Source organism: Rhizobium herbae, assembly GCF_019511375.1.
GTDB lineage: Bacteria > Pseudomonadota > Alphaproteobacteria > Rhizobiales > Rhizobiaceae > Pararhizobium > Pararhizobium herbae_A.
The window spans coordinates 483,133-494,842 of the sequence record NZ_JAEUAO010000003.1 but is presented as its reverse complement, the minus strand read 5'-3'; the positions used below and the strand labels follow the sequence as shown (position 1 = coordinate 494,842).

The 11,710-nt window shown below is 61.5% G+C and carries 11 protein-coding genes; 5 read left to right on the top strand and 6 right to left on the bottom strand.

Annotation, left to right across the window (positions count from 1 at the left end):
- From JNB71_RS15415 to JNB71_RS15405, 3 genes are all read right to left on the bottom strand, one after another.
- Positions 1–1,242, bottom strand: coding sequence for a sugar ABC transporter substrate-binding protein (locus JNB71_RS15415; RefSeq protein WP_220372671.1), 1,242 nt, complete (start codon positions 1,240–1,242; stop codon positions 1–3).
- Between the two features lie 68 nt (positions 1,243–1,310).
- Complete coding sequence (locus tag JNB71_RS15410; protein WP_220372670.1) at positions 1,311–2,300, bottom strand: transketolase family protein; 990 nt, start codon at positions 2,298–2,300, stop codon at positions 1,311–1,313.
- 1 nt (position 2,301) lies between these two features.
- A complete protein-coding gene (locus JNB71_RS15405; RefSeq protein WP_220372946.1) occupies positions 2,302–3,153 on the bottom strand; it encodes a transketolase in 852 nt (283 codons plus the stop codon).
- Positions 3,154–3,267: 114 nt separating this feature from the next.
- Here JNB71_RS15405 and JNB71_RS15400 point away from each other — a divergent pair, with 114 nt between their 5' ends.
- Positions 3,268–4,764: an aldehyde dehydrogenase gene (locus JNB71_RS15400; protein ID WP_346657275.1), complete on the top strand. Its 1,497-nt coding sequence runs from the start codon at positions 3,268–3,270 to the stop codon at positions 4,762–4,764.
- Between the two features lie 5 nt (positions 4,765–4,769).
- On the opposite strand, the gene JNB71_RS15395 is transcribed toward JNB71_RS15400, so the two are convergent.
- The 3 genes from JNB71_RS15395 to JNB71_RS15385 form a co-directional block, all read right to left on the bottom strand.
- A complete protein-coding gene (locus JNB71_RS15395; RefSeq protein WP_220372668.1) occupies positions 4,770–5,453 on the bottom strand; it encodes a GntR family transcriptional regulator in 684 nt (227 codons plus the stop codon).
- Between the two features lie 57 nt (positions 5,454–5,510).
- Complete coding sequence (locus JNB71_RS15390) at positions 5,511–7,115, bottom strand: GMC family oxidoreductase (RefSeq protein ID WP_220372667.1); 1,605 nt, start codon at positions 7,113–7,115, stop codon at positions 5,511–5,513.
- A 100-nt stretch (positions 7,116–7,215) separates the two neighbouring features.
- Positions 7,216–7,857, bottom strand: a complete 642-nt coding sequence (locus JNB71_RS15385) for an HAD family hydrolase (RefSeq protein WP_223215865.1) — start codon at positions 7,855–7,857, stop codon at positions 7,216–7,218.
- Between the two features lie 197 nt (positions 7,858–8,054).
- Here JNB71_RS15385 and JNB71_RS15380 point away from each other — a divergent pair, with 197 nt between their 5' ends.
- The 4 genes from JNB71_RS15380 to JNB71_RS15365 are packed head-to-tail and all read left to right on the top strand — an operon-like array spanning position 8,055 to position 11,697.
- Entirely contained in the window at positions 8,055–8,696 is a 642-nt protein-coding gene (locus JNB71_RS15380; RefSeq protein WP_346657274.1) for a bifunctional 4-hydroxy-2-oxoglutarate aldolase/2-dehydro-3-deoxy-phosphogluconate aldolase, read from the top strand.
- A gap of 58 nt (positions 8,697–8,754) precedes the next feature.
- Positions 8,755–9,588 carry an SDR family oxidoreductase gene (locus JNB71_RS15375; RefSeq protein ID WP_220372666.1) on the top strand — a complete coding sequence of 278 codons (834 nt, stop codon included), beginning with the start codon at positions 8,755–8,757 and terminating at the stop codon, positions 9,586–9,588.
- 4 nt (positions 9,589–9,592) lie between these two features.
- Positions 9,593–10,651, top strand: coding sequence for a zinc-dependent dehydrogenase (locus tag JNB71_RS15370; RefSeq protein ID WP_220372665.1), 1,059 nt, complete (start codon positions 9,593–9,595; stop codon positions 10,649–10,651).
- Positions 10,648–11,697 (top strand): galactitol-1-phosphate 5-dehydrogenase, encoded by a 1,050-nt coding sequence (locus JNB71_RS15365; protein ID WP_220372664.1) that lies wholly within the window; start codon positions 10,648–10,650, stop codon positions 11,695–11,697. Before JNB71_RS15370 ends, JNB71_RS15365 begins: the two co-directional genes overlap by 4 nt.
- Positions 11,698–11,710: the final 13 nt, after the last annotated feature.

Genomic DNA, 11,710 nt, shown 5'->3' with positions numbered 1-11,710 from the left:
TCAGCCCTTGAGTTCGCCGATCGTCTTGAAGGCCGGAACGGTGTAGCGGAAGAAGGGGTTGGCCGTGTCGGGATCGATGAACTCGTCCGCGTTCGTCCCGGTCACGATCTGCGAGGGATAGTAGGAGCCGAGCGGCAGGTTATTGGCGTCAAAGCCCTTGTCGAAGATCTGGTTGATCAGCGTCATGACGCCTTCTCCGGTATGCGAACCGGAGCAAAGACCGGTGACCAGCATGTCACCGGATTTCACGAGGTCGAGAGCCGCGCGGAAGCCATCCGCCGCATTTGCGACCGCGATCTTGCCTTTGAGCCCCTGGTTTTCGAGCGCGCGCAACGCGCCCATGCCCATGAAGTCATTTTCGGCGAGAATGATGTCGAGCTTCGAGGAATGTGCGGTGAGAATGTCTTCGGCCGCATCCAGTCCGCCTTCCTCTGTCCAGAGGCCGACCCCCATGGAGACCACACTGAACTTTGCTTCCGGATAGTCGAACGAACCGCCGGTCTTCAGCTCCTGGAATTTCTTGAAGCCGGCGAGCATCGCGTCTTCACGGGAGAGATTGAGGTCGAGCTGCTGCGCACGCTCATAGATGATGCCGGTGATCATGCCGTTGACGCGGCTTTCCGATGTGGAATTGCCGACGGTGCCGAGGATTGCCGCTGCCGTGATCGGCTTATCGGCGCCGTAATGCTGCGCGACATAGCGACCAGCTTCAAAGCCGTTGCCATAGGGGTTGAAAAGCACGGTTGTGACGATCGAGCTGTCATCCGGGACGGTTCCAAGCGCGATCACCGGAATACCAGCATCGACGGCACGTTGGGCGTCGGCCGCTGCCGCCGCGAGATCGGTCGGATCCATCACGATGACATCGACCCTCTTGGCAATGAAGGCATCGATTTGCGCCGAGGTCTTGGCCGGATCGCCATCGGCGACCTGTACGTCGAGTTCGTAGCCGTATTCTTCGGCCTTGGCCTTGGCTGTATCGATGACGCTGACGAACCAGGGGTTGCCGAGCGTGATTTCCGTCCAGCCGATCACCAGTTTTTTGCCGGGCTCGCGGGCAGCGGTCGGCAGGGCTTTGGCAATGCCGGACCGATCGGCCATGTTAGGATCGATGACGCCTGACAGCGCCGAATTCGGCAGGAGCGTGTAGATTTCGTGTTTGTCGGCGGCCATCGCCGTCGTGGCGGATATGACGAGTGCTGCCGTGTACAGCATGCGCGATGCGGATTTCAGGAACCTCATGGTCTCTCTCCCTCTGTTGTGAAGTTCGATGTGGGGTCGCACGCCCTCCCGGCGCGCGACGACGCCTGTCAGCGGATGATTTCGCGGACAACCGTTTCGATGCCGGCCTGATCGAGCCGGTAATGGGCGTAAAGGTGCGTCGGTGGCGCGATCAGCGCGTATTCGTCGCGAATGCCGTGGCGCACCAGCCGCGCCGGGCTTCCCTCTTCGGCGAGCACTTCGGCGACGGCAGCGCCGAGACCACCGAGAATGTTGTGTTCCTCGATCGTCAGGATAAACTTCGAGCGGGCGGCGGCGGCAAGAACGGCGTCCCGGTCGAGCGGCTTGACCGTCGCCATGTCGATGACGCCGACGCTGCGGCCTTCCGCGTTCAGTTTCCTGGCGACCTGGATCGAGGGATGAACCGGAAGACCGCAGGCGATGATTGTCAATTCCTCGCCTTGCGCATGCTCGATTGCCTTTCCGAAAACGAAATCGGCCTTCGGATCGTAGATGTCCGGCTCGCGGCCACGCCCCGTGCGGAAGTAGATCGGGCGGTCATGATCAGCAGAGGCGCGGATGGCGGCTTCGAGCTGTGGGCCATCGGACGGCGAGACGATGGTCAGGTCGGCGATCGAGCGCATCGTGCCGATATCCTCGGTTGCGTGATGTGAGGTGCCGTAAAATCCCATGGAAATGCCGGTGTGATGGCCGATCAGCCGGACGGGCAGGGCGCAATAGGCGACGTCCATGCGGATTTGCTCGCAGGTGAGCAGACCAAGGAACGAGGCGAAGGTGGCGACATAGGGCATTGTGCCGGTGGTCGCGATGCCGGCAGCCGCCGAGACCATGTTCTGCTCGGAAATGCCGAAGGAGAAATAGCGGTCCGGGAACCGTGCAGCGAAGCGGTTGAGGCCGTTGGAATACTGCAGATCTGCGGAGCCTGCGACGATGTCGCGGCCCGCTTCAACGAGCGAGATCAATCCGTTGGACAGATGGTCCAGGCCCGGGTTCTTCATGTTCAGTTCGCGGTAGTGCCAGGAATTCGGTGAATTCGGGCGCAGGTTGGCAATGCTCATCTCAGATCACCTTGGAAAGAATTTCTTGACGGGCGGCTTCCGCGTCGGACGGATCGAGGTAGCCGAGGTGCCAGCCCGGTTCGGTTTCCATGTAGGAGACGCCCTTGCCCTTGAGGGTGCGCGCGATGATGCAGCAGGGCTTTTCGCGTGCTGTGTCTGCTTTGACGCGGCGAAGGAGCGCGGTCAGTTCGGAAATGTCGTGGCCATCGACGACATGCACTTCCCAGCCGAAGGCGCGCCACTTTTCGTCCAGCGGTTCGATGCCCATGACGTCATCGACAGCGCCATCGAGCTGGTAGCCGTTGCGATCGACGATCGCGACGAGGCGCGAGAGCTTGTGATGGGCCGCGCCGATAGCCGCCTCCCAGACCTGGCCCTCCTGCATCTCGCCATCGCCGAGCATCACGAAGGTGGTGAAGTCACGGCCCTGGCGACGCCCGTTGAGCGCCATTCCGAGGCCATTCGATAAAGCGTGGCCGATGGAGCCGGAGGAGAAATCGACACCCGGCACCTTGCGCATGTCGGGATGATCACCCAGCGGGTTGCCGAGCCGGGTATAGCCGTTCAGAATTTGTGTCGGGATGTAGCCGAGCTCGGCGAGGATGGGGAACAGGCCCACCGCCGCGTGGCCCTTGCCCATCAGGAAGCGATCGCGATCCGGCCATTTCGGATCCGGCGAAAGCCGCATCACATCGTAGTATAGCGCTGCGAAGATCTCGGCGGCGGAAAACACCGAGGTGTAATGACCCACCTTGGCGATCTCGATGAGCCGGATCGTTTCCAGCCGCACGAATTGCGCGCGATCCCTAAGGCGCGCGACCTCGGCTTCGGTGGGGTGAAAATCGTTTCTCATCGGCTGCGTCACGCGCTCCTCCTCTGAATTGCCAAACAGAAGCAACAATTCCTTGCGAGGCGGCGATGTAACATGATATATGATATATGTCACGGACAAAAATTGGAGGAGAACGTGAATCTTGCACTGACACATTCGGATGTGACCGCCATTCGAAACCGGCTCGGCATCAAGGGGCAGGCCTTTATCGATGGCCGCCTGATCGATGCGGCTTCGGGCGAAACGTTCGATGACATCTCGCCACGCGATGGAAAAGTGATTGCGCGCGTCGCGGCCGGCGACAGCGAAGATATCGATCGCGCCGTCCGGGCCGGGCGCCGCGCTTTCGAGGCAGGCGTCTGGCGTGACCGGTCGCCCAAGGAACGCAAGAAAGTGCTGCAGCGCTTTGCGGCGCTGTTCGAGAAGCACATGGACGAACTGGCCGTGCTCGAAACGCTCGACATGGGAAAGCCGGTCTCCGAGAGCCGCAATATCGATGTCAACGTCGTCCTCGATACCCTGCAGTGGTATGCGGAATGCCCTGACAAGCTCTATGACGAGATTGCCCCGACGGGACCCGGACAACTCGCGACGATCACCCGCGAGCCGATCGGCGTCGTCGGCGCCGTGGTGCCGTGGAACTTCCCGATGCTGATGGCGACGTGGAAGTTCGCCCCGGCGCTGGCCATGGGCAACTCGGTCGTCTTGAAGCCTGCCGAGCAGTCGCCGCTGACGGCGATCCGGCTTGCGGAACTGGCGGCGGAAGCCGGTGTTCCCGATGGCGTCTTCAATGTCGTTCCCGGTTTAGGCCCCACCGCCGGCAAGGCTCTGGGCATGCATATGGATGTCGATTGCCTCGCCTTCACGGGCTCGGGTGAAGTCGGCAAGCTGTTCCTGCAATATGCCGGACAGTCGAACATGAAGCGGGTTTTCCTGGAATGCGGTGGCAAGTCACCGAACATCATCCTCGACGACGTTCCGGAACTGCGCGTCGCTGCCGAGCGTGCGGCCACCGCGATCTGCTTCAACCAGGGCGAAGTCTGCGTTGCCCCGTCACGGCTGATCCTGTCCAAACGTATTCAGGACCAGTTCCTCGATATCGTCGTCAGTACAGCCAAGTCGATCCGTCCCGGCGATCCACTCGATCCGGAAACCAAGCTCGGTGCGCTGGTCGAAAGCAGTCATCGGGATCGTGTCGAAAGCTATATCGCCAAGGGGCGGGAGGAAGGGGCGCGGCTGGTGCTCGGCGGTGATCGTCCGACCGATACTCCGGATGGCTACTACGTCAATCCGACGATCTTTGCCGATGTGCGCAACGACATGACCATCGCGCGCGAGGAAATCTTCGGGCCAGTGCTCTCGACGATCACGGTAGAGGATGACGAAGAGGCTGTGCGTGTCGCCAATGACACCTCCTATGGTCTTGCCGCAGCGGTCTGGACGCGAGACTTGTCCCGCGCCCACAAGATCGCCCGTAAACTGCGCGCCGGCACGGTTTGGGTGAATTGCTACGACCATGGAGATGCGACAGTGCCTTTCGGCGGCTTCAAGCAGTCGGGCAACGGTCGCGACAAGTCCCTGTATGCGCTCGATAAATACACCGAGCTGAAGACGACCTGGATCGAGCTTTGACGATATCAGGAGGCGGCTCCGGCCGCCTCCTTGGCTTCCAGCCATTCGACCATCACGACGCCGACGCCGATATCCGCCTGAATGGCGCGCCGGCACGCGTCCGGATCGCGCGCTGTGAGCGCGCGCAGCACGTCATAATGGCCATGATCGCCGCTCGCCAGGATGCGTGTCGGGGTATTGAGGTGATAGAGGTGGATGAGCGGCCCCATCTGCGCCCACATGGCCTCGATCGTGGCGTAGAGCATCGGCATCTGGGCGGCTGCCGCGAGCCTGAAGTGGAACTCGCGGTTCACGCGCGAGGCCTCCAGCGGATCGCTGGCCGCGGCCTTCGTGAAGTCTGCCTGCAGGGCTTCAAGGGAGGCCAGTTCCTTCTTTGAAATTCGACCAGCGGCCTGCGCCGCCGCTTCTCCCTCCAGATGATGGCGGATGATCTGGATCTCGCGCAGCTCCGATGGCGTGAGGCTGCGCACCTGGATCGAGGTCGCCGCCCGCATTTCCAGTGCCCGCTCGGTGACGAGCCGGAAGATCGCTTCGCGAACGGGCGTGATCGAGACACCGAGTTGCTCGGCCAGACTCGCGATCGTCAGGCGCTCGCCCGGCTCATAACGTCCATCCATCAGCGAAGAACGGATCGTGCCATAGACCTGCTCGGAAAGGTTTCCCTTGTTGATCTTCGGCAATTGATTCATCGAGGGCCTGTGGCGGTTTGTGGGTTACGATATCTGCGTCTCAGCTTACAATGTGCATTACGCGTTGGATGGCGCAAGAGGCGTGAGGCCACGGACCATGTCCGATGCCTTCTCGCCGATCATTATCGCAGTCGCGTTCGTATTTCCCGAAATCAGCGTGGGCATGACGGAGTTGTCCACAACGCGAAGATTTCTGAGGCCATGCACCCTGAGCTCCGGATCGACCACCGCCATCTCGTCGCGGCCCATGCGGCAGGTTCCGACCGGGTGATAGACGGTCTTTCCCTTGGAGCGAATGTAGGCGCCAAGCGCTGCCTCGTCGTCGATCGTCTTGCCGGGATAGGCCTCGGTCTTCTCGACATAACCTTCAAAGGAGGGTTGGGCGAGAATCTCTCGTGCGAGCTTGAGGGCCTTGATCGAGAGGCGCATGTCTTCCGGTGCCGTCAGGTAGCGCGGATCGATGACAGGGTGGTCGGCCGGATTGGTGGACTTGAGGCGGATCTCCCCCCGGCTTTCCGGACGCAGCACGCAAGGGTTCACCGTCGCGCCGGCGCGTTTGATCGGTTCCTGGTCGCTGTCCATGAACACGATCGGCACGAAATGCATCTGGATGTTCGGCTCCGCCTCCATGTCGTCCACGTTTACGAAAGCGCAGGCCTCCGTGACGTTCGACATGACGGGACCGGACTTGAAGAGCAGATATTGCAGCCCGTTGCGGATCGAACGGAAGAAGCTGTCCTCGCCATAATAGCCGTGCCGGCCGGTGCAGAAGCGAATGGCGGGAAATTCGAGATGGTCCTGCAGGTTCTGGCCGACGCCCTCAAGCCGATGCTGGACGGCAATGCCATGCCGGCGCAGTTCCGCTTCCGGGCCGACGCCTGACAGCATCAACAGCTTCGGCGTCTGGACCGCGCCGCCGGAGAGGACGACCTCCTTGCCGGCGAAGACCTTCTCTATTCTGCTGCCCCGCACATATTCGACGCCGGTGGCACGGTCTCCCTCGAAGAGAATGCGTGTGACCAGGCAGCCGGTGCGGATTTCGAGATTGCCGGTCTTCAAGGCAGGGCGGAGGTACCCGACTGCCGCACTGCATCTGCGTCCATTGCGTGTCGTCGTCTGGTTGAAGCCGACACCACGCTGGCGCACGCCATTGAAATCCGGGGTGTAGGGTATGCCCGCCTCCTGCGCGCTGCGCACGAAGGCGCGCGTCAGGTCCGTCACTTGCCGCAAGTCCGAAACGCCGAGCGGTCCGCCCGTCCCGTGATAAGCATCGGACAGCCGGTCGTTGTCTTCCGCCCGACGGAAGTAGGGCAGCACATCGCCATAGGCCCAGCCATCGGCACCGAGGCGCGCCCAGTCGTCATAGTCGCGCCGCTGGCCACGGATGTAGATGGCGGCATTCACCGATCCGCCGCCACCGAGCACCGCGCCCTGTGGCAAGATCGGTGCCCGGCCGTTCAGAGCGCTCTGATGCTCCGTCTTGTAGTGATAGAGCAAGTCGCTATCGAGCAGTTTCACGAAGCCCGCAGGGATGTGGATGAGCGGATTGCTGTCGCGTGGACCTGCTTCAAGGACCAGCACCTTGCCTGCATCGGCAAGCGCCAACCGTCCTGCCAGCGCACTTCCCGCTGAGCCTCCGCCCACGACGATGTAATCAACCATTCATGCATCCCCCAATAAGATATATGATATATTTTATTGGAGACGTGTCGGATCGTCAACCACGGGAAAGGAGTGTCTTTTGAAATTCCAACGCTTTGGCTCAGCGGCGTGCCAGCACCTCGTCTTCAAATACGCGCATGGAGGAAAGCGTTCTGACGCCTTGTGGTGCAGTGCTGTGGCTGTGGGGAACGAAAACAGTCTCGATGCCCGCGGCCTGAGCGGCGGCCGCGCCACTGACGCTATCTTCCACGATGACGCATTCGCGCGGCGTGACGCCGAGAAGGTAAGCAGCGCGCAGATACCCTTCCGGGTGAGGTTTGCCATGCAATACGTCATTGCGGGCGACTGTTACCAGTCCTGGGCGCACAAGGCCCGCGGCACGCAGATTGACATCCATGATGGCTCGGTCGCTGTTCGAGATCACCGCCTGGCGAATGCCGGCGGCGTCGAATCTTCTCCAGGTCAGGACGGCGTCGTCGTAGCCCCGCAAAGCTCCTGCAGCGCGAAAGTAGAAATGGTGCTTGCGTCGTTCCCAGTCTGTCGGATTGGTCCGCAGGCCGAAGGTTTCGACGACATAATTATAAATCTCGTCCGACGAGCGACCGACGACACGGTCCTTGAGATCTGCCGGTGGGGTCAGTCCGGCTTCCTTCATGGCAAGGCCAAGCGCATCGACGGCGATATCCTCGCTGTCAACGAGCGTGCCGTCCATATCCCACAAGACTGCCTTGATCATTGTCATCCACCGCTTCCGTTCTGGTCCGGACCCGCTTTCCGGAAGAAAGAGTGCCCAAGGTTGCGGGTCTGCCAAGGGGTTCGAGCGCCCAGCGACCTTGTCTTCAGCGCAAAAAATAAAAATCATTTTTTTTCCTATTGTGCAATAACGAATTTCATTCTATAAATTTCCCACGGTAGAAAATTCGATCGAAAGGCAATCAAGTGGCGGCTGGAACGGATATTCAAAAGCGGATTGCTGCTGCGCGTCTCCTGCCGGTCGTGGTGCTGGAGCGCGCGGAAGACGCGGTGCCGCTGGCGCACGCTCTGCTGAAGGGTGGGCTTGCTGTGGCGGAGGTCACCTTCCGGACTGCGGCTGCCGCAGAGGCGATCTCCCGCATCCGCAAGGATGCGCCTGATATGCTCGTGGGTGCCGGTACGGTTCTGACGCGGGAGCAGCTTGCCGATGCCGGCGCGGCCGGCGCGCAGTTCGTCGTGACGCCTGGCTTCAACCCGCTGATCGTCGAGGCGGCGCAGGCGGCAGGATTGCCGATCGTGCCCGGCGTCAACAATCCGACGGGTGTCGAGCAGGCAATGTCCTACGGACTGGAGACTGTCAAATTTTTCCCGGCCGAGCCGAGTGGCGGCATTCCCTTCATCAAGGCTCTCACGGGTCCTTATCCGGGAATGCGCTTCGTGCCGACCGGCGGCATCGGTCCGGGCAATCTCGCGTCATATCTGGCTGTGCCGGCGGTTCTGGCATGCGGTGGCTCCTGGATGGTGGATGCCAAGCTCATTCGGGACGGGAATTTCGAAGAGGTTTCCAGGCTCACGGCGGAGGCCGTCGCGCTCGCCCGCAAGGGGTGATGCGGTTCTCAACGATTACGAAAACAAGCTCCGGGAGGAGCGAACACGGAGGTTTCACATGGCCAGCAATACCCTCTCCGAGGGCCTGTCCCTCAGGGGCAAATCCTGCATCATCACGGGCGCTGCCTCGGGGATCGGTGAAGCCGTTGCCCGCATTTACGCACAGAACGGTGCCAAGGTTGCCATGGTCGATTTCGACCGCGAGCGCCTGGAGCGTGTGGCGGCAGAGATCAAGGCTGATGGCGGCACGGTTCTGCCGATCTATGCCGATGTCTGCGAAGAGGAAACGGTCCGCTCGTTCTTCAAACAGGTGAACGACGCGTTCGGTTCGATTGATGTGGTGGTCAATTCGGCCGGCCGCGACAGTCTCGCTCCGCCGGTGACGCGGGTTACACTCGAAGAATGGAACAAGACGATCGGCCCGAACCTGACGGCGGTTTTCCTCTGCTGCCGTGAAGCCTTCATCTACATGGAAAAGCAGGTCGATGGCGGCCGCATCATCAACATGGGCTCGTCGTCCACACGCGTTGCCTCCGGTCCCGGCCACAGCCCATATCGCGCGTCCAAGCACGGCATGCTGGGCTTCTCCAAGAACATCCTGCTTGAAGGCAAGGACAAGAAGATCGGCGTGACCGTGCTCAATCCGAGCCATGTGAAGACGCCGATGACCGAGATCATCGACAAGGGCCTCTATGACGGTGACCTCGAGGCCTATGTCGATGGCTGGCTCGACGAAAAGGAAATCAAGGAAGGCATCCACGCCTCCTGTATCGACGTCGACAATGTAGCGTGGCTGGCCCTTTATGTCGCGACGCGCACGCCCGACGTCACCATTCCGACGATCTCGCTTTACCCGACCCACAAGGCTCATCGCTACGGGATGGAGGTCTAGGGCGATGAAGGCCGCCGTCTATCAGGGTCAGGGCAGGATCGCGCTGGAGGAACGGCCGCAGCCGCAGCCTCTGGACGACGAAGTGCTGGTCCGCGTTTTCGCCGCCTCGATCTGCGGCACGGACACAAAGGTCCTTCGCGGCGGCCACTTTCGCGTCGGGGTCAACGACACGCGTGTGCTCGGGCATGAACTGGCGGGAGAAATCGTCGAGGTCGGCCGGCATGTGTCGCACTGGCGTCGCGGCCAGCGGGTCTCCGTGGTGCCGAATATCGGCTGCGGACATTGCGACATGTGCCGCAAAGGCCTGAACAACATGTGCGCGGACTACAAGGCTTTCGGCATCGACATCGATGGTGGCTTCCAGCAGCACATGATCGTTACGGCCGGCGCCATCTCGGGCGGCAATCTTTTCGAGATTCCCGAGACGATGAGCTACGAAGAAGCCTCGCTGGTCGAGCCGTTGTCCTGCTGCTTCAACGCCTGGAAGGACCTTTCCGTGACGCCGGAGGATCGGGTATTGATCCTCGGAACAGGACCGATTGCCGGCATGTTCCTCCAGCTTGCCCGTGCTTATGGCGCGCGGCAGGTGATCGTCGTCGGCCGCCGCGCCGAACGACTCGAGGAGATTGCCCCGCTGGGTGCTACGCATACCGTGGACTCCAGCAGGGTCGACGCCGTCGACGAGGTCATGCGCCTGACGGGCGGTCATGGTGCCGATGTGGCACTCACTTGTGCTCCGGCACCCGAACTTCAGGTCCAGGCCCTGTCGTGCCTCGCGCGGCTCGGCCGGATGAATTTCTTTTCCGGTCTGAACAAGGGAACGCGCGTCGAGCTCGATACGAACAAGGTTCATTACTGGGGCCTCAAGCTTTTGGGTTCGACCGGCTCCAGCGTCGAGGACTATTCGCGCGCGCTCCGGCTCGTCGAAACCGGCCAGATCCGCGTCACCGACGTCGTCACCCATCGCTTTGGCATGGGGGAGGCGGTTGCCGCCTTCGAACATGCCCTGTCCGGCAAGGGCATGAAAACGATCATTTATCCGCAGGAGGAGAAGCTGCAATGAGAGCGGCTGTGTTGCATGCGCCCGGTGATCTGAGGGTCGAGGACGTGCCCGTTCCCGAGATCGGCCCGGATGACGTTCTCGTCGAGGTCAAGGCCGCGGGGATATGCGGCTCGGATATCGGCCGCGTCATGGTGACCGGCACCTATCATTTTCCGACCATTCCCGGACATGAATTCGCGGGGAGGGTGGAAAAGGTCGGCGCGTCTGTCAGCCACCTGAAGGTCGGCGACCGGGTGGCCGTCGCACCCTTGATGCCCTGCCGAAAGTGCCAATGGTGCGAGGCGGGCAAGTTCCATCTCTGTGACGATTACGACTTCATGGGCTCGCGCAGCGATGGTGCGTTCGCTCAGTATCTCTGCGCACCCGCCACAAATGTTCTGAAGGTTCCGGACAGCGTGCCCTACGAGGTCGCGGCGACCATCGAGCCGGCTGCGATCATTCTGCACGGCATCCACAAGCTCGATATCAAGCTCGGCGATGCGGTGGCTGTGGTCGGCTGCGGAGCACTCGGTTACTTCGCGCTGCAATTCGCCAAGCTGTCCGGTGCGCGGCCGTTGATCGCCATCGATGTCGATGACGACAAGCTGGCGCTGGCGCGCGAGGTTGGAGCCGATCTCTGCCTCAATCCGACCGGGGACGACGTGGTTGCCCGCGTCCAGGAGGCGACCGGCGGGCGTGGTGTCGCGGTCTCGCTGGAATGCGCGGGATCGGCGCCGGGCCGCAACCTCTCCATCATGGTCACGGCCAAGCAGGGTTCGATCATGCTCTACGGCACGGCGTATGGCGATGTCACATTCGCGGAAAAAGCCTTCGCGCGTATCGTTCGCGAAGAGCTTGAGGTCGTAGGGTCCTGGAATTCCTATTCGCTGCCATTCCCTGGAAAGGAGTGGTTTGACATCATTGGTTTGCTTGGTGACGGCCGCCTGAAAGTGGAGCCGCTCATCACGCACAGGGCGGCGCTGGAGGAGGCGCCGTCCATATTCAAGGCACTTAAAGAACGAAGCTTCGGCGGGTACCACAAGATTTTGTTCAAGCCGAACGACTGACGCATATCTGGGA

Excerpts from the sequence above, each read along its gene's own strand:
- JNB71_RS15415 (WP_220372671.1), bottom strand. The coding sequence starts at position 1,242 with ATGAGGTTCCTGAAATCCGCATCGCGCATGCTGTACACGGCAGCACTC.
- JNB71_RS15410 (WP_220372670.1), bottom strand. The coding sequence starts at position 2,300 with ATGAGCATTGCCAACCTGCGCCCGAATTCACCGAATTCCTGGCACTAC.
- JNB71_RS15405 (WP_220372946.1), bottom strand. The coding sequence starts at position 3,153 with ATGAGAAACGATTTTCACCCCACCGAAGCCGAGGTCGCGCGCCTTAGG.
- JNB71_RS15395 (WP_220372668.1), bottom strand. The coding sequence starts at position 5,453 with ATGAATCAATTGCCGAAGATCAACAAGGGAAACCTTTCCGAGCAGGTC.
- JNB71_RS15390 (WP_220372667.1), bottom strand. The coding sequence starts at position 7,115 with ATGGTTGATTACATCGTCGTGGGCGGAGGCTCAGCGGGAAGTGCGCTG.
- JNB71_RS15385 (WP_223215865.1), bottom strand. The coding sequence starts at position 7,857 with ATGACAATGATCAAGGCAGTCTTGTGGGATATGGACGGCACGCTCGTT.
- JNB71_RS15375 (WP_220372666.1), top strand. The coding sequence starts at position 8,755 with ATGGCCAGCAATACCCTCTCCGAGGGCCTGTCCCTCAGGGGCAAATCC.
- JNB71_RS15370 (WP_220372665.1), top strand. The coding sequence starts at position 9,593 with ATGAAGGCCGCCGTCTATCAGGGTCAGGGCAGGATCGCGCTGGAGGAA.
- JNB71_RS15365 (WP_220372664.1), top strand. The coding sequence starts at position 10,648 with ATGAGAGCGGCTGTGTTGCATGCGCCCGGTGATCTGAGGGTCGAGGAC.